This is a genomic window from Halomonas ventosae (genome assembly GCF_004361885.1).
Lineage (GTDB): Bacteria > Pseudomonadota > Gammaproteobacteria > Pseudomonadales > Halomonadaceae > Halomonas > Halomonas ventosae_C.
Window position 1 is genome coordinate 65,645 of the sequence record NZ_SNWH01000013.1, and the last position, 22,738, is coordinate 88,382.

Here is a 22,738-nt window from a genome sequence, read left to right on the forward strand (position 1 = left end):
CGATGGACAAGATAGCTACGCTGGAGAACAGCGAGACGATGAATGCCTCCTGGCCCGCGCTGAGCGATCCCGCCCACGACAGTCAGCGCGTGTTTCGCCAGATTCTCGGCGTGCTTTCCGAACCCGGCACGCTGACCACGCTGGCGCTGCCGGCACCGCCCGAGCGAGCCCTCGGCGCGGCGCTGTGGGGCGTGGTACTGACACTCTGTGATCTCGAGACACGCGTGTGGATCGCCGCCGATCTCGACTCGCCGGCCTTGCGCAAGGCGCTGACCTTTCACACCGGGGCGCGAATCACCGACGACCCGGCGAGTGCTGATTTCGCGTTGCTGACCCACGAGTCCTTCGATCCGCAGACCCCCTTTGCGCTGGGCAGCGACAGCTACCCCGATCGCGCCACCACGCTGCTGGTCGCCGTCGAGCGCCTGGAAAATGATTCGAATGGCGAGCGCAACGGGCAAAGCGGCTGGCGGCTAAGCGGCCCCGGCATCGCCGAATCACGAGACCTCGATATCGGCGATTCCCCCGGCTGCCGGGCGCTGATGACCCGCCTGGCCGACAACCTGGCCCACTTTCCTCGGGGGCTGGACGCCATTCTTGGCTGTGACGCGCAGCTGGCGGCGATTCCCCGCAGCACCTGCATCACACGTACCGATTCTCAGGAGATGAACTGATGTACGTAGCCGTCAAGGGAGGCGAGCAGGCGATCGCCAACGCCCACCGCTGGCTGGCCGACCGCCGCCGCGGCGACCGTGATCGTCCAGAACTCGAAGTTGCCCAGATCGGCGATCAGCTGCGCCTGGCCGTCGACCGGGTGATGAGCGAGGCCTCGCTTTATGATCCCGAACTCGCCGCGCTGGCGTTCAAGCAGGCCAGCGGCGACCTCACCGAAGCCGTATTCCTGCTGCGCGCCTATCGCACCACGCTGCCGCGCCTCGCCGTCAGCGAGCCGCTCGACACCGCCAACATGCGTATCGAACGCCGCATCAGTGCCACCTACAAGGACATCCCCGGCGGCCAGATTCTGGGCCCGACCTACGACTACACCCACCGTCTGCTCGATTTCCTCCAGCTGGCCGGTGCCGAGGTGCCGCCTGCCGAGACCCGGGATGACGTGACCGACGCCGAGCCATGCCCACCGATTCTCGAACTGCTCAACGACGAAGGCCTGGTCGAGCAGGAGGTTGACGACGGCCGCGAGCCTTCGGATATCACTCGCGATCCGCCCGATTATCCAATGGAACGCGCCGCCCGACTGCAGATGTTGGCCCGCGGCGACGAGGGCTACCTGCTGGCGCTGGGTTACTCGACCCAGCGCGGCTATGGCCGCAACCACCCCTTCGCCGGCGAGATTCGCCTGGGACAAGTGGAGGTCGAGATCCACGTCGATGAATGGGACGAGACGATCTGCGTCGGCGAGATCGCGTTGAGCGAGTGCCAGATGATCAACCAGTTCGGCGGCTCGCGCGAGGCCGCGCCGCAGTTCACGCGCGGTTACGGCCTCGCCTTTGGCCACAACGAGCGCAAGACCATGGCCATGGCACTGGTCGACCGTGCACTGCGCGCCGAGGAACTGGGCGAGCCGATCAGCGGCCCCGCGCAGCAGGCAGAGTTCGTGCTGGCGCACGCCGACAGCGTCGACGCCTCCGGCTTCGTCTCGCATCTCAAGCTGCCGCACTACGTCGACTTCCAGTCCGAACTCGATCTGCTCAGGCGTCTGCGCCGCGAGCACGCCACCCGCCAGGCCGAACTCGACAGCGCCCGAGATACGGCCGGGCCCCAACAGGAGGAGCGTTAACGTGGACGGTTACAACTTCGCCTACCTCGACGAACAGACCAAGCGCATGATCCGCCGCGCGCTGCTCAAGGCGGTGGCGATTCCCGGTTATCAGGTGCCATTCGGTGGCCGCGAGATGCCGATGCCTTACGGCTGGGGCACCGGCGGGGTGCAGGTTACCGCGAGTATTCTGGGTGCCGACGACATTCTCAAGGTGATCGATCAGGGCGCCGACGACACCACCAACGCGGTCAGCATTCGCCACTTCTTCCAGCGTGTCGCCGGCGTTAAGACCACCACCGTGACCACGGTGGCGGACGTCATCCAGACTCGCCATCGGATTCCCGAAACGCCGCTGCGTGCCGGCCAGATTCTGGTGTTCCAGGTGCCGATCCCCGAGCCGCTGCGCTTCATCGAGCCCAGCGAGCAGGAGACAAGGCTGATGCATGCCCTGGAGGAGTACGGGGTGATGCACGTCAAGCTCTACGAGGACATCGCCTGCTACGGGCACATTGCTACCACCTATGCCTACCCGGTCAAGGTGAACGGCCGCTACGTGATGGATCCATCGCCGATCCCCAAGTTCGACAACCCTAAGCTCGATGGCAACCCGGCGCTGATGCTGTTCGGCGCCGGCCGCGAGAAGCGGCTGTATGCAATCCCGCCCCATACCCGTGTCGAGAGTCTCGACTTCGAGGATCACCCGTTCGAGATCCAGACCTGGGAGCACATCTGCGCGCTGTGCGGCAGCGATCACAGCTACCTCGATGAAGTGATTACCGATGACAAGGGCGGCCGGATGTTCGTCTGCTCCGACACCGACTACTGCCGGACCCGGCGAGGAGACGTGGCATGAAGAAGCCGACACTGGCGCGTCCAGTTCTGCTGGACGTGCAAGACATTACCCGCCTTTACGGCCCGGCCAAGGGTTGTGAGGCGATCGATTTTCAACTGCATGCCGGCGAGGTGCTGGGCATCGTCGGCGAATCCGGCTCCGGCAAGTCGACGCTGCTGCGCGTGCTCGCCGGGTTGGAAGCGCCGGATGCGGGGCGCGTGATCTATCGCCGTTCTTATAACGAGCCCGAAGTCGCTCGAACCGATTTCCACGAGCCCGAAGCCGCTCGAACTGGCACTGGCAACAACGAGGTTGGCGGCGATCCGAAGGAAAACGCAGAGAGCGAACTCGATCTCTATGCCATCGGCGAGGCGCGTCGCCGGGCACTGCTGCGCCTCGAGTGGGGGCTGGTACATCAGAATCCCCGCGATGGTCTGCGCATGGGCGTTTCCGCCGGCGCCAACATCGGTGAGCGGCTGATGGCCCAGGGCCAGCGCCACTACGGTCGGCTCAGAGCGACAGGCCAGGACTGGATGCACCAGGTCGAGCTCGATCCCGGCCGTATCGACGATGCGCCGCGCACCTTCTCGGGCGGCATGCAGCAGCGCCTGCAGATCGCCCGCACGCTGGTCACCCGGCCACGGCTGGTATTCATGGATGAGCCCACCGGCGGGCTCGACGTCTCGGTTCAGGCGCGCTTGCTGGACATGCTGCGCACGCTGGTGCGTCAGCTCGGCCTGTCGGTGGTACTGGTGACGCACGACCTCGCCGTGGCGCGACTGCTCGCCCACCGCCTGATGGTGATGCGCGGCGGTCGGGTAGTGGAGACCGGCCTCACCGACCAGATTCTCGACGATCCGCAGCATGCGTATACGCAGCTGCTGGTTTCATCCGTGCTGACCCCTTGAGGAGAGCAATTCCCATGCGTTTCGAGACTGGCGTTTCCCCCGCACGCTCCCTGCCTCGCCTCACGGTGGATGGGCTTCACAAACGCTTTCTGCTGCACGGCCAGGGTGGGATCGAGATCGACGTGATGCGCGATCTCTCGCTGACCCTGGATGCCGGCGAATGTCTAGTACTGGCCGGGCGCAGCGGCATCGGCAAGAGCACGCTGCTGAAGATGCTCCACGGCGACTATCGCATCGACCGAGGCCACATCCGTCTGCACTTCGAGGATGGCGAACTCGACCTTGAGACACTGCCGGCCTACGCCTGGCACGGCCTGCGTCGCGACGTGATCGGCTATGTCAGCCAGTTCCTGCGCGTGGTGCCGCGGGTCGCCGCCGTCGATGTGGTGATGGAGCCGCTGTTGGCGCGTGGCGCCGACGAACACGATGCCCGCCAACGCGCCGAGATGCTGCTGGCCCGGCTCAACCTGCCCGAGCGGCTATGGCGGCTGCCGCCTGGCACCTTCTCCGGTGGCGAGCAGCAACGCGTCAATATTGCCCGCGGCTTCATCGGTGAACATCCGCTGCTGCTGCTGGACGAGCCCACCGCGTCGCTGGACGCCGCCAATCGCGATGTGGTGATCGCCCTGATCGGCGAGGCCAAGGCGCGCGGTACCGCCATGCTCGGCATCTTTCACGACGAAGACGTGCGCCAGCGCGTCGCCGACCGACTGCTGCCGCTGGATGGCAGCTTGGGCCGTTTGCCCACTGGCCAGAATGTTCAGGAGAGCTTGTGATGAGCGCACAGGAACAGATTCTGACCCATGCCAGACTGGTGCTCGACGATGAAGTGATCGACGGCACCCTGGTGATTCGCGATGGCCGCATCGCCGCCATCGATCACGGGATCAGCCAGGCGTTGGGCGCCATCGACTGCGAGGGCGATATCCTGTTGCCGGGGCTGGTTGAGCTGCACACCGACAACATGGAGAAGTACTTCCAGCCGCGGCCCAAGGTCGAATGGCCGGGGCGTCAGGCGGCGCTGGCCCATGACGCCCAGATGGCGGCCAGCGGCATTACCACCGTGTTCGACGCGGTCTCGATCGGAGACATCGACGAGCAGAGCATGCGTCACCAGTCCCTGGACAAAATGTGCCATGCCGTGTCGCAGATCGTTCACGACGGCCTGGCGCGAGTCGATCACCGTCTGCACCTGCGCTGCGAGGTGAGCCATCCGAACACCCTGGCGCGCTTCGAGGCGCTGTCGTCGTCGCCGCTGCTGGGGCTGGTCTCGCTGATGGATCACGCTCCCGGCCAGCGCCAGTTCGCCAGCCTCGAGGCATACCGCGTCTACTATCAAGGCAAGTACGGTCTTGATGACGCCTCGATGGACGCCTTCATGGCAGCCCAGATCGACAACAGCCAGCGCTACAGCGACGAACATCGCCGTGCCATTGCAGCCCGTTGTCGGGAGCGCGGCCTGGCGATCGCTAGCCACGACGACGCCACCATGGAGCATGTCGTCGAAAGCCATAAGTACGGCACTCGAGTCGCTGAGTTTCCCACTACTCGTGAAGCGGCACAGGCCTCTCACCGTGTCGGCATGGCAGTGATGATGGGCGCACCCAATGTGGTGCGCGGCGGTTCCCACTCCGGCAACATCGCCGCTGCTGACCTGGTTGAACTGGGCGTGCTGGACATCCTGTCGTCGGACTACTATCCGGCGGCGCTGCTCGATGCGGTGTTCAGGGTGGCGGCGATGGATAACGGCTACACGCTGACGCGGGCGGTGGCCACGGCGACACGCATACCGGCCGAAGCGGTAGGCCTGACCGATCGTGGGCGCCTGGCGCCGGGGCTCCGTGCCGATCTGTTGCGGGTGCGATTGATCGACGATCATCCGGTGGTGCAGAGAGTTTGGTCTGCGGGTAGACAGGTCCATTGATGGCGTATTTTTCGAGAGGTCCGAGATGTCGCGTCTGATCTACGTCATGGGCGCCAGCGGCGTCGGCAAGGACAGCCTGCTGCGCGAGCTGGCACGACGGCGCCCGGACGCGCTGGTGGCGCATCGCTACATCACGCGCGCCAGCGGCGGGGCGGAGAACTGCATCGAACTCTCCCGCGAGGCATTTCACTGGCGGCGGGAGCAGGGGCTGTTCTGCCTATCTTGGAGCGCGCATGGGCTCGACTACGGCGTCGGGATCGAGATCGAAGCGTGGCTGGCGGCGGGGCACACGGTGGTGCTCAACGGCAGCCGGCGAGCGCTGGAGCGCGCCCGTCGACGCTTCGGCGCGGCCCTGATGCCGGTTCTGGTCGTGGCGGATGTCGAGGTGCTGCGCCGGCGTCTGATCGCTCGCGGGCGCGAGACGCCGGCCGAGATCGAGGCGCGGCTGGCGCGCGGCGGCGGTGAGGATGCGCTGGGCGATATTGCGCGAATCGACAACGGCGGCGAGCTGGCGCATGGCGTGAAGGCGCTCGAAGCCTGGCTTGACTCGCCGCACGGCCCGGATGAGACGTCATGAAGTTGCGCTTCGCCGGCACCGGCGACAGCGGTCAGGTACCCTGCTTCGGTTGTGACTGCCCGGCGTGTCAGCGCGCCCGGCTGCTGAGCGGCCACCGCCGCGAGCCCTGTTGTGGCGAGATCGAGCTCGATGGCGAGCTGATCCTGATCGATGCCGGCCGCATGGATCTGGCCGCGCGCTGCGAGCGTCAGCGTCCGGCGGCGATTGTGCTGACGCATTATCACGCCGATCACGTCCAGGGGCTTCTGCACCTGCGCTGGGGGCGGGGCGAATCGATTCCGGTCTATGGCCCGAAAGATCCTCAGGGCTGTGCCGACCTGCACAAGAATCCCGGCATCCTCGCTTTCCAGCCCGGCCTCAAGCCGTTCCGAGCGCTCACATTGGGCGGTCTCACGGTGACGCCGCTGCCGCTCAATCACAGCAAACCAACGCTGGGTTACGCTCTGGACGATGGTGCCCATCGCATCGCTTGGCTCTGCGACACGGTCGGCCTGCCCGCGGCCACCGAACGCTTTCTGGCCGAGTGGCGCCCGCACGGCATGGTGGTCGATGCGACCCATCCAGATTCGCTCCTCGCGCCCCGCAACCACAACAACCTCGCCATGGCGCTGGAGATCATCGAGCGTTTAGGCCCTTCACGCGCCTGGCTGACGCACATCAGCCACGAACTGGATGCCGACTTCATGGCGACGTCGCGAATCCTGCCGGGGGGCGTGGAATTGGCCACCGATGGTAGAGAGATACTTTTTTGAAAAACAGCGCATTCCGAGGACAACGTATGGCTTCACAACCCGCTTCCCGTCGTCTGAGTGATGCCCCCACCATAGCGCCCACGGCGAAGATCCACGAGAGCCAGCTGGGCGCCTGGACCGAGGTGGGCGATCGCTGCGTCTTCAATCACGTCATGCTCGGCGATTACAGCTATGTCGAGCGTGATAGCGATCTGATGTTTACAGAAGTTGGCCGCTTCACGTCGATTGCCTCAAGCGTGCGCATCAATCCCAGCAATCATCCCTGGTGGCGGCCGACGCTGCACCACTTCAGCTACCGCCCCGGCAAGTTCGGCTTCGCCGACAGCGACCAGAGCGTCGACGACCGGATCTTCGCCTGGCGGGCCGAGGACCGTGTCGTGATCGGTCACGATGTCTGGATCGGCCACGGCGCCATCGTGCTGCCCGGCGTCATCATCGGCAACGGCGCCATCGTCGGTGCCGGCAGTGTCGTCACCCGGGATGTCGCGGCGTATACCATCGTTGTCGGTAATCCGGCCCGCGCACTAAGGTCACGCTTTGCAGACCCCGAGACCGTGGCGCGCCTCGAGGCGCTGGCCTGGTGGGAGTGGTCCCACGAGCGGCTGGCCCGCATGCTGGTGCTGTTTCAGGGTGATACCGGGGCGTTCCTTGAGGTCGCCGAGCGCGAGTCGCGTCTGGGACCATGACCTCAGCCGGTGTTGTCGGCCAGTGTTCGATAGCATGGCCCGTCATTGGCAAGCTGTGATTCCACCAGGGCGAGATGGTCGAAGCGCCAGAGGATCGGGGTGGGTAGCCGTGATTGCGGTGCCGCGCGGTCAGCCTGACGTACCAGGCTGACGTGTGGGATAAAGTCGCGCTCAGGCGCAGTGAAGCCGTGACGGGACAGCGCTTGCCAGAGCCTGGTATCGAGCGTCAATAGTGTGTCATTCGGCGTCTGGCCGCCGACCCAGACGATGCGCGGTCGGGGGAAATGCCCTAGTCGATCCAGCGTCCACTCGCCCTGAAGCGCTGGCCAGCGCTGTGCGAGGGCCACGAGGGCTTCGATTCGGGCTTCGTCCACATCGCCCAGAAAGGCCAGCGTGATATGCAGGTTCTTTGCAGGGAGCGGATAACCGCCACAGAGCGGGGCCAGGCGCGCTGCCTCGGCGGCGAGGGCTTGGCGAGTAGCGTCGTCGGGCCACAGGGCGAAGAAGAGTCTTCTCATCGGTGATCCGATCGCTGATTCGTGGCGTGAGGTCAGGCTCAATCGCCGATGACCATGATCCCCTCCGCCTCGAATTGCGCGCCCTTGGGCAGCGCCTTGACGCCGATGGCGGCGCGGGCCGGGTAGGGCGTCTCGAAGAACTCCTCCATCACCTTGTTGACCACGGCGAAGTGCTCCAGATCGACCAGGTAGAGGTTGAGCTTGACCACGTCCTGCAGGGTGCCGGCGGCCTCTTCGCAGACTGCCTTGAGGTTGGTGAAGACCTGGCGCGCCTGGGCCTCGACGTCCTCGGAGACGAGCGCCATGGTGGCCGGGTCCAGCGGGATCTGGCCGGAGAGGTAGATGGTGTTGCCGGCCTTGATGGCCTGGGAGTAGGGGCCGATGGCATCGGGTGCCTGGTCGGTGTTGATCATGGCCTTGTTGCTCATGGTGATTCTCCTGGCAGTGCAGCGTCGTGAAATGGGAAAACGTCGTCCCGCCCGCCGCCCCATGCGACAGGCGGGTGGAGTGCTCTCAGTTGCCTAGCCGAGTGATTCGGCCTACATGGGCGAGATTGCGCAGGCGCTTGATGATGCGCGCCAAATGCACGCGGTTGCGCACCGCGAGAGTGAGGTTGACGATCGTCAGGCGCGCATCGCGCTCCTCGATGCCGATGCGCTCGATGTTGGCGCCTGCGTCGGTGACCAGGGCGGCGAGTTCCGCCACCAGGCCGCGGCGGCTCTCCATCTCCAGGCGCAGAGCGGCGGGGAAGTCCTCGTCGATATCGTCAGCCCACTCCAGGGCGAACAGCTTGTCCGGGTCGTTCCTGAGCTCGGCAAGGTTCTTGCATTCGGCGCGGTGGACCACGAGGCCTTTGCCCGCCGAAAGGTGGCCGACCACCGGATCGCCGGGCAGTGGACGGCAGCAGCGCGCGAACTTGATCACCATGCCCTCGGCACCGCTGATCACGATCGGCCTATGGGCGTGCGGTGGATACTGTACGGGCGAGCCGGTCTTGCCCTGCTGCAGGTCGACCAGCCGACGAGCCAGCACATGGGCGAGCCGGGTTCCCAAGCCGATGGACTCCAGCAGACTCTCCTCGCTCTTCAGCGAATGCTCCTTGAGCAGACCGTCGAGCAGCCCCTCAGGCAACTCCTCCAGGCTGGTATCGAAGCTTGCCAGGGCCTTGTTGAGCAGGCGACGGCCGAGTTGCACCGCCTCGGTGTGCTGCTGGTGCTTGAGGGCGTGGCGGATCGCCGAACGCGCCTTGGCGGTGATCACGAAGTTGAGCCAGGCCAGGTTGGGCCGCGCCCCGGGGGCGGTGATGATCTCCAGGGTTTGGCCGCTCTCCAGGCGGGTGGAGAGCGGGGCCAGGTGGCGATCGATGCGACAGGCGATGCAGCTGTTGCCGATATCGGTATGCACGCTGTAGGCGAAGTCGATTACCGTGGCGCCCTGGGGCAGCTCCATGATGTCGCCCTTGGGCGTGAAGACGTAGATATCATCGGGGAAGAGGTCGTTCTTGACGTGTTCGATGAATTCCAGCGAATCCCCGGCATGGCGCTGCATCTCCAGCAGGCCCTTGACCCATGCGCGGGCCCGGGCATGGCTGCCCTGGGCGATGGGGTGCTCGGTCTGGCCGGCCTTGTAGAGCCAGTGGGCGGCGATGCCGTTATTGGCTAGGGCCTCCATCTCGCGGGTGCGGATCTGCACTTCGATGGGCATGCCGCCGCGGCCGAAGAGGGTGGTGTGCAGGCTCTGGTAGCCGTTGGCCTTGGGGATGGCGATGTAGTCCTTGAAGCGCCCCGGCACCGGCTTGTAGAGATTATGCACCACGCCCAGGATGCGGTAGCAGCTGTCGACGTCCTCGGTGATGATGCGAAAGCCGAACACGTCCATGATCTCGGCGAAGGACTTCTGCTGGTCGCGCATCTTGCGGTAGATCGACAGCAGGTGCTTTTGGCGGCCGATTACCGTGCCCGGCAGGCCCTCGTCGTCGAGGCTCTGCTGCAGGCTGGTCTGGAGTTGGCGGATCGTCGAGCGGCGGTGGCCCCGGGCACTGGAGACGGCGCGCTTGATGCGCTCGGCGCGCATCGGGTAGAGCGCCTGAAAGGAGAGATCCTCGAGCTCCACGCGGATGGTGTTGATGCCCAGCCGGCTGGCGATACGGGCGTAGATCTCCAGGGTCTCGCGGGCGATGCGGCGCTTCTTCTCGGGACGCAGGGCGCCCAGGGTGCGCATGTTGTGCAGCCGGTCGGCCAGCTTGACGATGATTACGCGGATGTCGCGGGACATCGCGAGCACCATCTTCTGGAAATTCTCGGCCTGGGCGACCGCCTTGTCCTCGAAGGTGATCTGAGTCAGCTTCGAGACACCGTCGACCAGCTCGGCGACCGGCTTGCCGAACTGGTCGCCCAGCGCCTGCTTGGAGACGCCGGTATCCTCGATGACATCGTGCAGCATGGCGGCCATCAGGCTTTGATGGTCCATGTGCATGTTGGCCAGGATGTTGGCCACGGCCAAGGGATGCGTGACGTAGGGTTCGCCGGAACGGCGGCGCTGGCCGTCGTGGGCTTGTTCGGCATAGTAGAAGGCACGCTTGACCTGGCGGATCTCGTCCTGAGGGAGGTAGCCGCCGAGTCGGTCGGCCAGGTCATCGATGGTGAACATGCGGCGCCCTGACTGCTGCGTGATGGCCTTGGGGGAAGCGTTCCTGCGCCGGGAGGGGCAGGCTCACTCCTCGACGAGGCTACCCGGCTCGAACTCCGGCCGCACACGCACCGGCGCCGCCTCGATGGGCTCGTCGAGAACGCTGGCATCGATCAGCCCCTCGGCGATCTCGCGCAGGGCCATGACGGTGGGCTTGTCATTTTCCCAGGGCAAGAGGGCGTCGCGCGAGCCGCGCGCCAGCTGGCGGGCACGGTGAGAGGAGATCATCACCAGCTTGAAGCGATTTTCGACGTTTTCCAGACAATCTTCGACGGTGACACGTGCCATGGATGCCTTCCTGAAATAGTGCTGACGGGTCAAAATCCCGGCTGGCGTGGGAACGCCCCGGGAATTCCACCGATGGGTAGACCGGATAGATTACTCGACGCCTGCTTGCCTTGACAAGCGCTGTGGGGACGGCTCGGGCACCATGGCGGCACCGCGACGAGTGGCGCTGCTGCTTTTAGGATAGCAGCGCGGCGAGCAGTGGGGCGTGGTGCTCGCATACCTTCTCGCGGGTTAGACGACGGGCGATGACCAGCGACTGCAGCTCGCGCAGGGCAGTGGTGAAGTCGTCATTGATCACCAGGTAGTCGTACTCGTCATGGTGGGAGATCTCGTCCACCGCATCGCGCATGCGCCGGGCGATCACCGCGTGCTCGTCGGTGCCGCGGCTGGCCAGCCGGCGTTCCAGTTCCTCACGGGAGGGCGGCAGGATGAACACCGAGACTGCCTCGGGCAGCTGCTGGCGAACCTGGCGGGCGCCCTGCCAGTCGATCTCGAGGATCACGTCCTGGCCGGCGGCGAGCATCGCCTCCACGTTGTGACGCGAGGTGCCGTAGTAGTTGTCAAAGACACGAGCGTACTCGAAGAACTCGCCGTGCTCGATCATCGCCTCGAAGGCCGGCACGTCCACGAAGTGATAGTTGACGCCGTCCACCTCGCCCGCGCGGCGCTCGCGGGTGGTGTGAGACACCGAGACCTGGATGCCGTCGAGGCTTTCGATCAACTCGCGCACTAGGCTGGTCTTGCCGGCGCCGGAGGGAGCGGAAACGATGAACAGCGTACCTTGGGCCATGAGCGGTGGTCCCTTGCGGTGAAACACGGAGTGGTGGGCTGGAAGGGATGGAGTATCGCACACAATGATGGTGCGACTGTAGCCACCCCAGCCGTCGTTTGACCCGCTAGCAACGATCCGCGCATTGCCGGCCGGACTCTGGAATAATGGCGCTTCTTTTTCGCATCGCCCGTTTTCGCATCGCCCGTTGGCAGTGCTGGCCTGTCGATCTTCCTTATCCTCATCGCGCTGGCGGGGACGCGTGGCGCCGCTGCCTGCCTGAAGCGACGGCGATGCTGTTCATTCAAGGAGAGACCATGACCACTGCCGGCGATCGCCGCGCCCCGGAATCGGCGCTGCCTTTCCTGGGGATAGCACTGACCTTTCTGATCACCATGCTGGGCACCACCCTGCCCACACCCCTGTACCCGGTCTATCAGGCGCGCTTCGGTTTCTCCCAGCTGACCATCACGGTGATCTTCGCCTTCTATGCACTGGGAGTCATGGGGGCCCTGGTGGCCACCGGGCGCTGGTCGGATCAGCTCGGGCGTCGCCCGATGCTGGGCGCCGGGCTGGCGGCGGCAGTGATCAGCGACCTGATCTTCCTGTCCAGCGACGGCCTATCGAGCCTGCTGGTCGGTCGCTTCGTCTCGGGGGTGTCCGCCGGTATCTTCACCGCGACCGCCACGGTGGCGGTGATGGAGCTGGCCCCCTCGGCCTGGCCGCGACGCGCGGCCTTCGTGGCCACCGCGGTCAATATGGGCGGCCTGGGGCTGGGGCCGATCCTCGCCGGCCTTTTGGTCAAGACCCTGCCCTGGCCGCTGCACCTGGCCTACGGGGTGCATCTGGTGCTGGCCGCGCTCGCGATGCTGATGGTGCTCAAGGCGCCGGAGACCGTAATTCGGCCGGCGCGGCCGAGCCTCCGGTTGCAGCGGCTGCAGGTGCCACAGGAGGTTCGCGCGATCTTCCTGCCGGCGGCGATCGCCGGCTTTGCGGGCTTTGCCCTGCTGGGCTTCTTCTCCGCCACCGCGCCGGCCTTCATGATCGGCGTGCTCGGCCACGACAACCTGGCGCTTGCCGGGCTGGTGGCAGGCTCGGTGTTCTTCGCTTCGACCCTCGGGCAGCTCCTGCAAGAGCGCTTCCCGGCCTCCTGGCGGCTGCCGCTGGGTTGCGTCGGGGTGATCCTTGGTGCCTCGCTGGTGGGTGTCGGCATCGGGATGGCGTGCCTGGCGCTCTTCATGCTTGGCGCGCTGATCGGCGGTCTCGGCCAGGGCATGGCCTTTCGTGCCGGCCTGGGAGCCGTCGTGCAGGTCAGCCCCGCCAATCAGCGAGGCAGCGTCACCGCGACCTTCTTCATCGTCGCCTACCTGGCCCTGTCGATTCCGGTGGTGGGCATCGGGCTGGCGGCCCGCGCCTTCGGCCTGGCGACCGCCGGCATGGCCTTCGCCGGCGCCGTCGCCCTGCTGGCGGGCGTCTCGCTTGTGAGCCTTCTGCGGATTTTGCGCATTTTGAAGTAGCGTCTCAGCCCATGCCCTATCCCTTGGCTAATCTGATGGTGTTCGTCAACACCAACCGCTTCCAGCTCGACCAGCCGCAATACCGCAACAGCGTGGTGGTGCCGCTGGCACGGCCCACCGACGACACCCGCGACATTGCTCAGGCCGCGGCCCGGGGTCTCGAGGCGATCTTCCTTGCAGGCTACCGCTACCACAAGGCCGGCGTGATGCTGCTCGACCTCACCGCCGACGCCAACCGCCAGCTCTCCCTCGACGAGACCCCGCAAAGCGAGGCCGAACGGCAGCGCAGCCAACGGCTGATGACCACACTGGACAAGCTCAACCGCGAACTGGGCCGCGATGCCGTCAGGCTAGGCTTGCCAAGCCAGGGCAATGCCTGGGCGCTGCGATGCCAGCGGCACACTCCCAGGTACACGACGCGGTGGGAAGAGTTGGTCAGTGTGAAATCGTGAGGGCGAATGGTAGTCATCCGGTTAGTGAGGAAGGCCATGTGATAGGCGACCAAGGGAGAACAAGGGAATGGCCAATGACAGCTATCGATTCAGAGCGGCCGTTCCGGAAAATGCAGGCGCACGAATTTTGGATACGTAGCCTAATCTCAATTAAAGTCACGGAGAATCAAGAGCTTGCAATAGCTTTGGCAAGCAGCATTTTCCAGGAAAAGTACCGGCACGTTCATCCAGTCATAGAACGTGCCGCTTAATATCTGTTGGGCAGCACAATGAGCGACGATCACATGATCCAATGCGAGAAGCATGGTCCACAGCCAGAGACCTTCGTCTGTCAGCACATCGTCCAAAGCCTTGTTACCGGCCGACCTGTCGGGTTCCATTGGCCCGCCGATTCTGGTCAAGAATACCCTGACGCTTGGTGTTCGGGGTGTCACGAACGTTACGAGCACTGCGGGTTCGAGTGGGAGGGCGAGGCTGCCGAGCACCTCGGAGCCAAAATTCTCTGCGCCTGCTGCTATCTGCAAGCTCGTCACATGGCACTTGGTTACTAGGTGCGTGGGATGCCCAACAATGCGCTCGAGAGGGACAGGCCTACCCGCTGCGCGGCTTGCCCGGCCCCTCAGCGCGAGCGTTATGTTTCTTGACCGCACCTGTTAACTGGTGCTATTAATAGCACCAAATCGTTGACTAGGTCATCACTATGCAAGTGAAATTTTCCGAGGATGTCATTCCTCTATCAGACCTGAAGATCAATCCCGGAAAGGTGGTTGGTCGAGCGCAGGATACGCATCGCCCAATCCTGCTTACCAGTCGTGGCCGTGGCATAGCTGTTGTTCAGGGGCTCGAGGATTATGAGAGAACCGCAGAGGAATTGCGGTTTGTAAAGGCGGTGGCGCAGGGGCTTATGGATGTTCGCGAGGCCAACACAGTATCGCTGGAGGACGCCAAGAAAATGTTGGGCATCAAGTAAATGGAATTACGCATCGCACAGTCCGCTCTTGAGGACTTACAGGCTATTCAGGAGTATTACAGAGAGCAGGATGTGCCACATATCGGTGATGATTTCGTGGCTGCTATTCTGGAGCACTGTGGAATGCTGAAAATTCACCCTGATGCTGGCCGAGCTGTTCCTGAATTTAACCTTGATCATATTCGCGAATTGATACACGCGCCATTTCGGGTTGTCTACCTGAGGCAGTCTAAAGAGGTTGTACTCATACGAGTCTGGCGGAGTGAGAGGCTGCTCGAATTACCAGAAAACGAAACCGGTCATTCTTGTTGCTCTTGACATAGGGCTTCACGAACTGGGCCGCGATCAGCTTGATGTGATAGCCACGCGCCTGCAGCGTACGCGCCCAATGGTGCGATGAGGCACAGGCTTCCATGGCGATCTCGGCACTGATAGGGACACGGTTGGCGATCGCGTCCAGCCACTTGTCACGGCGGTACTTGCCGCGCCACTTCACCTGATCATGACGGCCGACGTTGTGAACATGAAAAATGGACTTTGCGATATCGACACCGACACGGTCAAGTTCATGGGGAGTTCTCCTCATCCTCAGGCTGGTAAGCGATGTTCTCACCCACCAGTGTGGCGCAACGACGCCGATGTAGGGTGGGGAGGACTCCATCCCATTACTTACTGATTATGTGATCAAGGGCTTGGCCAGGATTGTGTCATGGCTGAACTCGTTCGACGCCTTGTAAGGGCCATGTCACAAGGACGGACGGGTGACTCATGCGGGCGGCAGGATCTGACGTTTCAGCTTCTCCGGGCTATCCAGGCACTGGGCTACGCTGAAGACACGCCAGCCCTGTTCACGGGCCTGTTCTGCATCTTCGGGACCAATCGCGACGCCCACACGCCTCCCGGGCCATGCCAGTTCCAAGTTGGCGACAATAGCATCACGTGCATCCTGGATCTCCAGACCCACTTCCGGTAATGGCGCCTTGAGCGTCTTGAGATGGTGCAGCAGGCCATTGAGGCCAGGGTCGGCCAAGTCGAAAACCTGTTGCCAGTCGGCAGTATCCGCGCACTCCTGCTCGCGGCGCAGGTGGGTAATGGTGTAGCGGTTATCACGGGTAACCACCATGTGGTCATGGCCGGGTTGCTTGCTGTGGCAATCTGCACAGAGCGCCTTGAGATTACCTTCGGCGTTGTCGTTGCGCACTCCGTTGACGTGGTGGGTGTGCAGCAGATGGCGATGGCGTTTGAGTGTCACGTCGCAGCTTTCACAGATGTAGTCTTTTGAGGCTCTGTAAGCCTTTGATACCTCTGGCCAGTCTTGGGTATAGCCCTTTTCCTCGTGGGATCGTGGTTCTGGGGCCGGGTGCTCGCTGAAGAAGGATTCGTAGTGCTGAAAGAATTCTCGAAACGAGAAATAAGTAAACACGGCTTTGTTGCCGGGCTTGCTATATCCCTTGTAGTTGAGCTTGGTCAGACAGAGCATGCAGACGCGAAGGCATACATTGACCTCATGCGATGGCTTTTGGCGAGAGTAAATGCGAAACTCTCCGTCTTGGTCCTGTGTGGCAATATAGCGCTGAAAGTTGCCGGTTCGTTTCATTTCCTCCAAGTGACGACAGAAGGAAATATGCACCCTGTTTCCATTCAGAGGATCGACCTGCGCTTCTTCGAAGCGGTTCTGAGGGTGACCTGGCATATACAGAAGAATCTGCTGGCCCTTGTATTCCAGCAGATTGCCCGTCTTTTTGACCTCGTTGAACACCTTCCAGGTGATCTCCTCGCCACCTGGTTCAATTACGGGTGAGTCTCCGGAGTGAGGCCTCTCTGGGTCGTGAGGTAGCAACGGGTTCTTGAGGTCAAAAACGACAGGCAGCGGTAGCCCCATGCGACTGACCGCTGCACTCAGAGCGCTTAAGTCAATCTGGAGCTTCATGAACCCGCCTCGGAGAGAATTTCGCGGATCTGGCTTTCGGCATTGGTCAGGATGCGAAAGCTGACCCGGCGCGAGCGTTCATGGTCTTCATGTCCGGCATTGTTCAGCACCAAGTGTGAGGAAGAGAAGCCCACTGCGGCGGTCGTCTGTTTCACCCAGTCTTTCTGCGATTGGGTTTCCGGGAGACGGAAAAGATAGTTCAGTACTGAGCGAGTTCTGTCTTGGGAAAGCTGCATGTTGAGGAAATAAGCCTCGTCCTCACCTACACTGCTATTCCAGCGGCTAGAGGTGTGGCCCTCAATACGGATCTCATCAATGGACTTCCGAAAGGGCACTAGCACTTCGAGATAACGAGGATAGAAGTCGCTCAGGATGCTCTCGAAACGCGAGCGGAGCTGAGCAGAACCGGTGGCAAAGAGTACCTCTGGTGATTCGAAGGTGAGAGCCAGGGTATCGGCATTAATTTCAGCCTCCCAGGTTTCGAGGTCATCGGCGAACTCATCCATCAAGGCTTGATAGATAGCCACTTGGGTTTCCTGATAGGCCTCGGCTACCTGAGTGACACGATCTCGTTCTTCCAGGGCATGACGCATCAAGGCAATCGAGATCAACAGGAATACCATCATCAGGCCGGCCATCAGGTCCGAGACGCTTAGCCAGTGGTACTCTTCCTCATTACCCGCCGAGCTGCCACGACCGAAAATAGCGTTCAAGCGGCTCATTAGTACGACCCGTTATTGGCAGATTGCACTACCTTATGCATCTCTTTAGTGAGCTGCTCATAATCCTGGGTAAAGCGTCCGGTAATCTGGGCCAACTGGTTGCCCATCTGAGTTAGAGCGCGGGAGAGCTCTTCCTGCATACTTTTGTCAAGGGCATTCACCTGATCGCCGACAGACTTGCCGGTTTCCTGCACGATCTTCTCGAGCACTCCATTGAGCTGTTGCTGTGCTGCGCTTAGGTCGCGCTGGTATTGTGCGCTGGCCGTTTCCAATGCTTGGCGATGCTGGCTCTGAACGCTCTCAAGCAGCTCACGGGACTGACCATGAGCCTGACGCAGCTGGTTTTGGGTCTCCTCTCCTGCTTCGCTCAGAGTTTGGGTGAGCTTCTCACTATTAGTGGTAAGATGGGTGGTCATGTCCGAGATGCGGGCATTCAAGTCCTTATAAGCGTCCTCGAGGCTCTGGGCAATCTTCTCGGACTGGGCTGAGAGCTGGTCCGAGGTGCCCTGCAGGGATTCATGCACGCGGTTGTAGCGATCGTTGAGGCCGCTGGCCCCTTCGATCATTTCCTTGTTGATGTGCGCACTACCCTGGATCAGTTCATCCTTCATTCTGGCACTGCCTGTCACCAGATCCTGGGCGGCACTCTGGGCGGCCTGAGTGATTTCGGAGACGGTTTCCTCGACCTGACGGCGGATCTCCGGTACGGCCTCCACAGCGCGATCACGCATGTCCTGGAAGGCGCCTAGGTGCGATTCGAGGTCATCCAGTTGGCGCTGAGTAGCGGTGAGTAGGGTTTCGAGTCCGCTCATGGTCTCCGGAATTGCCGAAGCTTTATCGTTGATGGCCGCCACGCTGGCTTCTGTCTGTGTAATGGCGGTGACGCCTTGGGCGTACTGGTCGCGCATCTCGCCAAGCTGTTGGCGATAGTTCTCCTGCCACTCGACCAGCGACTTAACCGAGGCATCCAGTGCCTTGAAGTTCTCGCCGAACTGCTCGGTCAGCTGGTTATTGAAGTCTTGGATGACCTCCTTGAGGGCATTGATCACCTGTTCGGTGGCGGACTTCGACATCATTTCCGCGAAGTCTTGCATTTGGGTCGAAAGTTCACGAGCGAAAGCATCGAAGCGTTCGCGCTGGGCTTCTGCATGTTTACTAAGCGATTCGGCGGCCTCGGCCTGGCGACCGGCTTCTTTGGCAAGGGCCTTGTGGTTGTCGTCTTGATGCTGGCGCAGCAGGCGAATCTGTCCTGTCAGCGTATCACTATCATCACCGGCAATCGCTTGATGCAGGCTGGCGAGATTGTCGTTCTGTTCGCGTAGCAGCTGGTGGATATGTTCCGGGCCAATTTCATCCGGGCCGCTGGCAAAATTTGCTTTCGGCTGCAGCCAGGGCAGGCCAGTAATGATCTTGTAGATTATGGTCAAGGCCATGCCGAAGAGGCTTGTCATGAAAGCTGTCTGCAGGCCGCCGAGCAGCAGGCTGATGCTCCCGTCGATATTTTCCGGGTCGAAGTGCAATAGCCCTATGACGATGCCGATAAAGGTACCCAACATACCTAACGAGGTGAGCAGATTGGGGGTATAGTGGGTCAGGCTCCTGAGCTTGTCCGCCTTGTAGCAGAACAGCGCAATGATGAAGAAACCAGCGATCAGGCCGAAAAATACACTGGTGACCGCGCCGGCATCGGCGCCGCCGAGGTAGGTTTCCAAGCCGCTAGGACCGCGCGCGAGTGCCGTAAAAAATTCCATGCCTCAGTTCCCTTTTGACTTAGTGGGCCATTTCCCGTGTTGCATCGTCGTTTTTGTAACCTTTGTGAAAGGCCTTTCCACGTGTCAGATAGTTTGCCATTTCATAGGAGAACTTCGTGTGGCTTTCCATTGTTTCTGTCATGTCATTAAACAATTCCTGTTGTGAGCCAGGCTTTCTTGCTCTATACAGATTTGCCCAAACATTTTTACGCATGACTGCCTTTAATAAGAAAGAAGTTCTGCTGACTTTGCAATTATTCATATTTGCTCTGCAAACAAAGCTCCCATCCCAAAGCCAGATATCGATATACCCCTTTTTATCTTTTTGTGAGCCTTCCAAGATTTTTGTACCGTTCCTGGAAAAAACGGAATGAGTGAATGAACTGTTTATAGGTTGGTTCGATATTTCTGACAAGATCGTTCCATCGTTTCTCCAGTACCTTGACATGCCGCATAATATGCCATGGGAAAATGAAATTTCTTTTTCCTTTGTGCCATCCTCATACCAGAATTCGGACAGGCCATGGTTTTTTCCATCATAAAGCCTTGTCCTGGATTTCCTATCTCCGGAGAGATATAGGCTGGAGTTTTCTTCGTGCCTTTTTTCCTGGAGATCAGCTATTAATATAGTAATGCTGTTTAATTTATCCTGTGCTTTTTGGTGGGCGACATTATATTGACTTGATTGAGTAATTCTTAGCAGATGCTCAAGGTCTGCTTTTATATTTTCAAGCTTGAGTATCTCGGTGATTGCCAATTCAAAGTTATGAATAGAAAGAGCTTGCTCCTTGGTTTCTACGCTTTTCTCCATTTCACTGATGGATGAAAGTATCATGTCGCTTTGTAGCGACTTATTTTTACTTACGTAGTCATCTCGCTCAGAGTCTAAGGTTTTATTTATGAGTTCATCGTATTTTTCTGATAGATCCTGTCTTTTTTCTTGGATTTCTTTTGGATTTGCAGAGTTGTTAATCAGATGATGGATTTCTTTATCCAGTCCTGAGGCTTTAGTTTTTATGAGGAGTAGTTCTGAGCTTTTTTGTGCTCCCTCTGCAAGCTCATCCAGCAGCTCGACGCCATTGTTGATAGCTTTGGCTGTTGCTACTGTCATTCTCTTGATGTTCCTAAAAAATGACATGTAGCTTCCTTGGAAAAAGTGTTTTGATAGTATATCCCCGAGTTGGTGATTTGTTTAATAAAATCTCTATGCTGATGACCTCACTGCTGGATGAATTTTGGAGGTTTTAACGATCAAGTGCAAGAGGCCAAAAGAAAGGTATTCATTGACGATAGACAGGCGTATTGGTTGGCATTATTCGGCCCGCGCGAGAATCTCCCTGGCGGTGGCGATGATGTCCTCTCTCCATGCCTGCGGCTCGAGCACTTCCACATTGGCCCCCATTCCCAGCAGCCACCACAGCGTCTGCTGGTCGTCGGGTACCACTGCCTCGAGACGTTGCCACTCGCTTTCCGGTAGCGGCGAAAGGGTCTGCTGTGCGGAGAGCGGTGTCTCGTCGAGCAGCCAGCCCACCTGAGGGTGCACATTGGCGACCAATGTCACATCTTCGTCGCTCTGCAGGTAACCGAAGGCACCGCTGCGAATGTAGCCGTCCAGGTCGAAGTCCTCGACTTCCCGCCAGGATTTTTCACTGATTCGTGGTTCACGAATCCGGTGCAGGGCGAACTGACGGATGTCGGTGTAGTCGTTCACCGTGGCCAGCAGGTAGGTGACGCTGTGGCGGCTGACCAGCCCCTGGGGGTGCAGGGTGAAGGCCTTTTCCTCCTCTGTGCTGCGCGAGAGATACTTCACGTCCAGCGCCTTCTGTTCCAGGAGTGCCTGGGTTACCGCCTGCCAGGTGCTCTCCTCCAGCGGGGCGGGGATCAGCGCCTTGCCGTTGGGAATGGCCCGCACGCGCTTGGCCCATTGGCTCAGGTCATTGCTCTCCAGATCGTCGAGCAGCCGTCGGGCGTCGGTGAACTGGGGGGTCAGCTGACCCACCACCACCGGTGGCAACAACCCCTTCAGGTACTCCTCGGCCAGCACCAGCGTCAGCGCACTGGGGACATCCAGTGCCGGCAGGTTGCAGTGGAAGTCGCGATCGAAGTACCAGCGGTAGGGCTTCTGGCTATCGTCGCAGCCCAGCGGGAAGTGCAGGGCGATCTTGTCGCGCAGGTCACGCTGCAGGGAGCGGTTGTCGATCTGGAAGCCACGCTCGCGAAGCTTCTCCTGCAGCACCGGGGTGGCGATGCGCCCTGGGTGGCGCGGGATCAGCTGCAGCATCGTCAGGTAGCGAAAGAGGGTCTCGCGAATCTCGGCCATGGGACGTCCTTGTCGGCGCTTCGAGGGCCCGTTCACCATAGCCGATAATTTGGCCACCTTGTTCACTGCCGTGTCACCAAGAAGGCCGCCACATGACCAGATAGGTACGGTGTGCCCAGATACCGCTTGGCGACCTCCTGGGCCTTCTCTTGCCACCAGCGCAGGAGCGTGTCGTCACTGAGGTGGGAGGTCCAGGTAATCGGCGCCATGTCCAGGCTCCTCTCGCTCTCCAGCCCGGGAAAATGGCCGAGCCAGTCATACACCGCGGGCAGAGATTGACCGATGCAGGCAGGGAAGAGCACCGCATCGTCAGGTAGGGGGATGCCCAGCAATAACAGCAACGCATTGACCTTGTGATCGCAGGCCAGGTGCCAGCGACGCCTCTCCCAGTCTCGCGGCGCGTGCAAATGCCCCGCGACACAGTGCCAAACCAGATGCGCCTGCAGAAAGCGGCGGGTCCGGGTATCCAGCCCGGCACTCCAGGCCGCATTGAACAGCAGGTGGCGTCCATCGGTGGTCGCGGTGGGCAGGTGAGCACCACTGACCGTAGCCAGCGACAGGTGCGAAGCCAGCCTCGCGGTGACAGGCTGGTCGCGGGCCCATGCGGCCCGGTCGGCCTGCCAGAGGGCAGCTTGCTGTTCCTCGACTTCAACTCCCCTCGCGGCAGCCTCATGACAGATTGGCCGTCCCTCTCCCGAGAAACCCTCTCGTTCACTGCCCATGCTGACCTCCGCCGTTTCCATGAATGCCTGGAAAGTCTGGCATCACACAACGACATCCCGTGTCGCTAGCAGTTGGCGCGTTCTCTTCCACCGCGGCTGTTTGTCTGGTTGGTAGGTGGGCATTTGGTTACGCTGGAATCTTATCTGGAGATGTCCGACCATGCCGGCAGATAGGGAGGTGGGATGGCTGAGATCTATCCGCGGCTCAGTGAGGCCAAACTCGATGCGCTGCCGTCGCGTGCCGAGGCCAAGGTATACCGCCAGCTTCGCGACATGGCGTTTCCGGGCCTCAAGGTGATGCATGGGCTCTCCACCACGCCGCTTGACCAGCTCAAGAAACAGACTGGCAGCCTGCTGCAGGCCATGGACAAGGTGATCCCCGGTATCACGCTGCCCATCGCCCCTGTGCTGGTGTTTCCCGATAACCGCGAGTGGCAGGGCGAGCTGCCGGCGCTGGCCCTCAACCGTGAGCACCTGTTGCTCAAGGGGACCTGAAGAATCTGACCCAATCTGATCTGATCCAGCGCTTCACCAACACTATAGTGGACCCTGAAATCCAGACACTGGTTTAAGCTATCGCCTGGCCGATTTCGAAGGGATCGATGATGTCCAATCAGAAACGCAACACCCAC

General features: G+C 61.3%; 26 protein-coding genes and 1 pseudogene. 14 read left to right on the top strand and 13 right to left on the bottom strand.

Annotated features, from left to right (window positions below; all coding sequences use genetic code 11):
• Window positions 1-2: 2 nt before the first annotated feature.
• Genes phnH through DFO68_RS10825 form a run of 9 tightly spaced genes read left to right on the top strand, consistent with a single transcriptional unit; the run spans window position 3 to window position 7,459 of the window.
• The gene (gene phnH, locus DFO68_RS10785; RefSeq protein ID WP_243726486.1) at window positions 3-674 is read left to right on the top strand and encodes a phosphonate C-P lyase system protein PhnH; all 672 of its coding nucleotides are present in this window, start codon (window positions 3-5) and stop codon (window positions 672-674) included.
• The gene (locus DFO68_RS10790) at window positions 674-1,798 is read left to right on the top strand and encodes a carbon-phosphorus lyase complex subunit PhnI (protein ID WP_133483673.1); all 1,125 of its coding nucleotides are present in this window, start codon (window positions 674-676) and stop codon (window positions 1,796-1,798) included. Before phnH ends, DFO68_RS10790 begins: the two co-directional genes overlap by 1 nt.
• A gap of 1 nt (window position 1,799) precedes the next feature.
• Window positions 1,800-2,633, top strand: a complete 834-nt coding sequence (locus tag DFO68_RS10795) for an alpha-D-ribose 1-methylphosphonate 5-phosphate C-P-lyase PhnJ (RefSeq protein ID WP_133483674.1) — start codon at window positions 1,800-1,802, stop codon at window positions 2,631-2,633.
• Entirely contained in the window at window positions 2,630-3,520 is an 891-nt protein-coding gene (locus DFO68_RS10800; RefSeq protein ID WP_133483675.1) for a phosphonate C-P lyase system protein PhnK, read from the top strand. Before DFO68_RS10795 ends, DFO68_RS10800 begins: the two co-directional genes overlap by 4 nt.
• 14 nt (window positions 3,521-3,534) lie before the next feature.
• Window positions 3,535-4,296, top strand: a complete 762-nt coding sequence (gene phnL / locus DFO68_RS10805; RefSeq protein WP_133483676.1) for a phosphonate C-P lyase system protein PhnL — start codon at window positions 3,535-3,537, stop codon at window positions 4,294-4,296.
• A complete protein-coding gene (locus DFO68_RS10810) occupies window positions 4,296-5,444 on the top strand; it encodes an alpha-D-ribose 1-methylphosphonate 5-triphosphate diphosphatase (RefSeq protein ID WP_133483677.1) in 1,149 nt (382 codons plus the stop codon). Before phnL ends, DFO68_RS10810 begins: the two co-directional genes overlap by 1 nt.
• A gap of 25 nt (window positions 5,445-5,469) precedes the next feature.
• Complete coding sequence (gene phnN / locus DFO68_RS10815; RefSeq protein ID WP_133483678.1) at window positions 5,470-6,021, top strand: ribose 1,5-bisphosphokinase; 552 nt, start codon at window positions 5,470-5,472, stop codon at window positions 6,019-6,021.
• Window positions 6,018-6,773: a phosphonate metabolism protein PhnP gene (gene phnP, locus DFO68_RS10820; RefSeq protein WP_133483679.1), complete on the top strand. Its 756-nt coding sequence runs from the start codon at window positions 6,018-6,020 to the stop codon at window positions 6,771-6,773. Before phnN ends, phnP begins: the two co-directional genes overlap by 4 nt.
• Window positions 6,774-6,799: 26 nt before the next feature.
• A complete protein-coding gene (locus DFO68_RS10825) occupies window positions 6,800-7,459 on the top strand; it encodes a DapH/DapD/GlmU-related protein (protein ID WP_133483680.1) in 660 nt (219 codons plus the stop codon).
• Between the two features lie 2 nt (window positions 7,460-7,461).
• On the opposite strand, the gene thpR is transcribed toward DFO68_RS10825, so the two are convergent.
• The 5 genes from thpR to gmk form a co-directional block, all read right to left on the bottom strand.
• The gene (gene thpR / locus DFO68_RS10830; protein WP_133483681.1) at window positions 7,462-7,977 is read right to left on the bottom strand and encodes an RNA 2',3'-cyclic phosphodiesterase; all 516 of its coding nucleotides are present in this window, start codon (window positions 7,975-7,977) and stop codon (window positions 7,462-7,464) included.
• Between the two features lie 38 nt (window positions 7,978-8,015).
• Window positions 8,016-8,405 carry a RidA family protein gene (locus DFO68_RS10835; protein WP_133483682.1) on the bottom strand — a complete coding sequence of 130 codons (390 nt, stop codon included), beginning with the start codon at window positions 8,403-8,405 and terminating at the stop codon, window positions 8,016-8,018.
• A gap of 85 nt (window positions 8,406-8,490) precedes the next feature.
• Complete coding sequence (locus tag DFO68_RS10840; protein ID WP_133483683.1) at window positions 8,491-10,626, bottom strand: RelA/SpoT family protein; 2,136 nt, start codon at window positions 10,624-10,626, stop codon at window positions 8,491-8,493.
• 63 nt (window positions 10,627-10,689) lie between these two features.
• The gene (rpoZ, locus tag DFO68_RS10845; protein ID WP_133483684.1) at window positions 10,690-10,953 is read right to left on the bottom strand and encodes a DNA-directed RNA polymerase subunit omega; all 264 of its coding nucleotides are present in this window, start codon (window positions 10,951-10,953) and stop codon (window positions 10,690-10,692) included.
• Between the two features lie 175 nt (window positions 10,954-11,128).
• The gene (gmk, locus tag DFO68_RS10850) at window positions 11,129-11,743 is read right to left on the bottom strand and encodes a guanylate kinase (protein WP_133483685.1); all 615 of its coding nucleotides are present in this window, start codon (window positions 11,741-11,743) and stop codon (window positions 11,129-11,131) included.
• 296 nt (window positions 11,744-12,039) lie between these two features.
• On the opposite strand from gmk, the gene DFO68_RS10855 reads away from it, so the two are divergent.
• Both DFO68_RS10855 and DFO68_RS10860 read left to right on the top strand, forming a co-directional pair.
• Window positions 12,040-13,239 carry an MFS transporter gene (locus tag DFO68_RS10855; RefSeq protein ID WP_133483686.1) on the top strand — a complete coding sequence of 400 codons (1,200 nt, stop codon included), beginning with the start codon at window positions 12,040-12,042 and terminating at the stop codon, window positions 13,237-13,239.
• Window positions 13,240-13,250: 11 nt separating this feature from the next.
• A complete protein-coding gene (locus tag DFO68_RS10860; RefSeq protein WP_133483687.1) occupies window positions 13,251-13,691 on the top strand; it encodes a DUF4113 domain-containing protein in 441 nt (146 codons plus the stop codon).
• A gap of 146 nt (window positions 13,692-13,837) precedes the next feature.
• Here DFO68_RS10860 and DFO68_RS10865 read toward each other — a convergent pair whose 3' ends face one another.
• On the bottom strand, window positions 13,838-14,215 hold the full coding sequence (locus tag DFO68_RS10865) for a hypothetical protein (RefSeq protein WP_133483688.1): 378 nt from the start codon (window positions 14,213-14,215) through the stop codon (window positions 13,838-13,840).
• A gap of 176 nt (window positions 14,216-14,391) precedes the next feature.
• Between DFO68_RS10865 and DFO68_RS10870 the strand changes: the two genes are divergently transcribed.
• Window positions 14,392-14,661, top strand: coding sequence for a type II toxin-antitoxin system Phd/YefM family antitoxin (locus DFO68_RS10870; RefSeq protein ID WP_133483689.1), 270 nt, complete (start codon window positions 14,392-14,394; stop codon window positions 14,659-14,661).
• Window positions 14,662-14,979, top strand: a complete 318-nt coding sequence (locus DFO68_RS10875; RefSeq protein ID WP_133483690.1) for a type II toxin-antitoxin system RelE/ParE family toxin — start codon at window positions 14,662-14,664, stop codon at window positions 14,977-14,979.
• Here the strand turns inward: DFO68_RS10875 and DFO68_RS16065 are convergent.
• The 7 genes and pseudogenes from DFO68_RS16065 to DFO68_RS10910 form a co-directional block, all read right to left on the bottom strand.
• Window positions 14,960-15,082: pseudogene (locus DFO68_RS16065) on the bottom strand (IS110 family transposase); the annotation flags it as partial. The gene DFO68_RS10875 and the pseudogene DFO68_RS16065 sit on opposite strands and share 20 nt — an antisense overlap.
• A 345-nt stretch (window positions 15,083-15,427) precedes the next feature.
• Window positions 15,428-16,591 carry an HNH endonuclease gene (locus DFO68_RS10885; protein WP_133483691.1) on the bottom strand — a complete coding sequence of 388 codons (1,164 nt, stop codon included), beginning with the start codon at window positions 16,589-16,591 and terminating at the stop codon, window positions 15,428-15,430.
• Window positions 16,588-17,313, bottom strand: a complete 726-nt coding sequence (locus tag DFO68_RS10890) for an OmpA family protein (RefSeq protein ID WP_208107408.1) — start codon at window positions 17,311-17,313, stop codon at window positions 16,588-16,590. The genes DFO68_RS10885 and DFO68_RS10890 overlap by 4 nt, the downstream gene beginning before the upstream one ends.
• A complete protein-coding gene (locus DFO68_RS10895; RefSeq protein WP_133483692.1) occupies window positions 17,313-19,064 on the bottom strand; it encodes a hypothetical protein in 1,752 nt (583 codons plus the stop codon). Before DFO68_RS10895 ends, DFO68_RS10890 begins: the two co-directional genes overlap by 1 nt.
• Window positions 19,065-19,083: 19 nt before the next feature.
• The gene (locus DFO68_RS10900; protein WP_133483693.1) at window positions 19,084-20,175 is read right to left on the bottom strand and encodes a toxin-antitoxin system YwqK family antitoxin; all 1,092 of its coding nucleotides are present in this window, start codon (window positions 20,173-20,175) and stop codon (window positions 19,084-19,086) included.
• Between the two features lie 201 nt (window positions 20,176-20,376).
• Window positions 20,377-21,384: a helix-turn-helix transcriptional regulator gene (locus DFO68_RS10905; protein WP_133483694.1), complete on the bottom strand. Its 1,008-nt coding sequence runs from the start codon at window positions 21,382-21,384 to the stop codon at window positions 20,377-20,379.
• A gap of 62 nt (window positions 21,385-21,446) precedes the next feature.
• Window positions 21,447-22,106 (bottom strand): DUF2201 family putative metallopeptidase, encoded by a 660-nt coding sequence (locus DFO68_RS10910; protein ID WP_133483695.1) that lies wholly within the window; start codon window positions 22,104-22,106, stop codon window positions 21,447-21,449.
• A 183-nt stretch (window positions 22,107-22,289) separates the two neighbouring features.
• Here DFO68_RS10910 and DFO68_RS10915 point away from each other — a divergent pair, with 183 nt between their 5' ends.
• Complete coding sequence (locus DFO68_RS10915; protein ID WP_133483696.1) at window positions 22,290-22,601, top strand: hypothetical protein; 312 nt, start codon at window positions 22,290-22,292, stop codon at window positions 22,599-22,601.
• The last annotated feature ends 137 nt before the right edge of the window (window positions 22,602-22,738 follow it).

What these genes read in the sequence shown, in the direction of transcription:
- phnH (WP_243726486.1), top strand. Translation starts at nt 3, where the DNA reads ATGGACAAGATAGCTACGCTGGAGAACAGCGAGACGATGAATGCCTCC.
- DFO68_RS10790 (WP_133483673.1), top strand. Translation starts at nt 674, where the DNA reads ATGTACGTAGCCGTCAAGGGAGGCGAGCAGGCGATCGCCAACGCCCAC.
- DFO68_RS10800 (WP_133483675.1), top strand. Translation starts at nt 2,630, where the DNA reads ATGAAGAAGCCGACACTGGCGCGTCCAGTTCTGCTGGACGTGCAAGAC.
- phnL (WP_133483676.1), top strand. Translation starts at nt 3,535, where the DNA reads ATGCGTTTCGAGACTGGCGTTTCCCCCGCACGCTCCCTGCCTCGCCTC.
- DFO68_RS10810 (WP_133483677.1), top strand. Translation starts at nt 4,296, where the DNA reads ATGAGCGCACAGGAACAGATTCTGACCCATGCCAGACTGGTGCTCGAC.
- phnN (WP_133483678.1), top strand. Translation starts at nt 5,470, where the DNA reads ATGTCGCGTCTGATCTACGTCATGGGCGCCAGCGGCGTCGGCAAGGAC.
- phnP (WP_133483679.1), top strand. Translation starts at nt 6,018, where the DNA reads ATGAAGTTGCGCTTCGCCGGCACCGGCGACAGCGGTCAGGTACCCTGC.
- DFO68_RS10825 (WP_133483680.1), top strand. Translation starts at nt 6,800, where the DNA reads ATGGCTTCACAACCCGCTTCCCGTCGTCTGAGTGATGCCCCCACCATA.
- thpR (WP_133483681.1), bottom strand. Translation starts at nt 7,977, where the DNA reads ATGAGAAGACTCTTCTTCGCCCTGTGGCCCGACGACGCTACTCGCCAA.
- DFO68_RS10835 (WP_133483682.1), bottom strand. Translation starts at nt 8,405, where the DNA reads ATGAGCAACAAGGCCATGATCAACACCGACCAGGCACCCGATGCCATC.
- DFO68_RS10840 (WP_133483683.1), bottom strand. Translation starts at nt 10,626, where the DNA reads ATGTTCACCATCGATGACCTGGCCGACCGACTCGGCGGCTACCTCCCT.
- rpoZ (WP_133483684.1), bottom strand. Translation starts at nt 10,953, where the DNA reads ATGGCACGTGTCACCGTCGAAGATTGTCTGGAAAACGTCGAAAATCGC.
- gmk (WP_133483685.1), bottom strand. Translation starts at nt 11,743, where the DNA reads ATGGCCCAAGGTACGCTGTTCATCGTTTCCGCTCCCTCCGGCGCCGGC.
- DFO68_RS10855 (WP_133483686.1), top strand. Translation starts at nt 12,040, where the DNA reads ATGACCACTGCCGGCGATCGCCGCGCCCCGGAATCGGCGCTGCCTTTC.
- DFO68_RS10860 (WP_133483687.1), top strand. Translation starts at nt 13,251, where the DNA reads ATGCCCTATCCCTTGGCTAATCTGATGGTGTTCGTCAACACCAACCGC.
- DFO68_RS10870 (WP_133483689.1), top strand. Translation starts at nt 14,392, where the DNA reads ATGCAAGTGAAATTTTCCGAGGATGTCATTCCTCTATCAGACCTGAAG.
- DFO68_RS10875 (WP_133483690.1), top strand. Translation starts at nt 14,662, where the DNA reads ATGGAATTACGCATCGCACAGTCCGCTCTTGAGGACTTACAGGCTATT.
- DFO68_RS10885 (WP_133483691.1), bottom strand. Translation starts at nt 16,591, where the DNA reads ATGAAGCTCCAGATTGACTTAAGCGCTCTGAGTGCAGCGGTCAGTCGC.
- DFO68_RS10890 (WP_208107408.1), bottom strand. Translation starts at nt 17,313, where the DNA reads ATGAGCCGCTTGAACGCTATTTTCGGTCGTGGCAGCTCGGCGGGTAAT.
- DFO68_RS10895 (WP_133483692.1), bottom strand. Translation starts at nt 19,064, where the DNA reads ATGGAATTTTTTACGGCACTCGCGCGCGGTCCTAGCGGCTTGGAAACC.
- DFO68_RS10900 (WP_133483693.1), bottom strand. Translation starts at nt 20,175, where the DNA reads ATGACAGTAGCAACAGCCAAAGCTATCAACAATGGCGTCGAGCTGCTG.
- DFO68_RS10905 (WP_133483694.1), bottom strand. Translation starts at nt 21,384, where the DNA reads ATGGCCGAGATTCGCGAGACCCTCTTTCGCTACCTGACGATGCTGCAG.
- DFO68_RS10910 (WP_133483695.1), bottom strand. Translation starts at nt 22,106, where the DNA reads ATGGGCAGTGAACGAGAGGGTTTCTCGGGAGAGGGACGGCCAATCTGT.
- DFO68_RS10915 (WP_133483696.1), top strand. Translation starts at nt 22,290, where the DNA reads ATGGCTGAGATCTATCCGCGGCTCAGTGAGGCCAAACTCGATGCGCTG.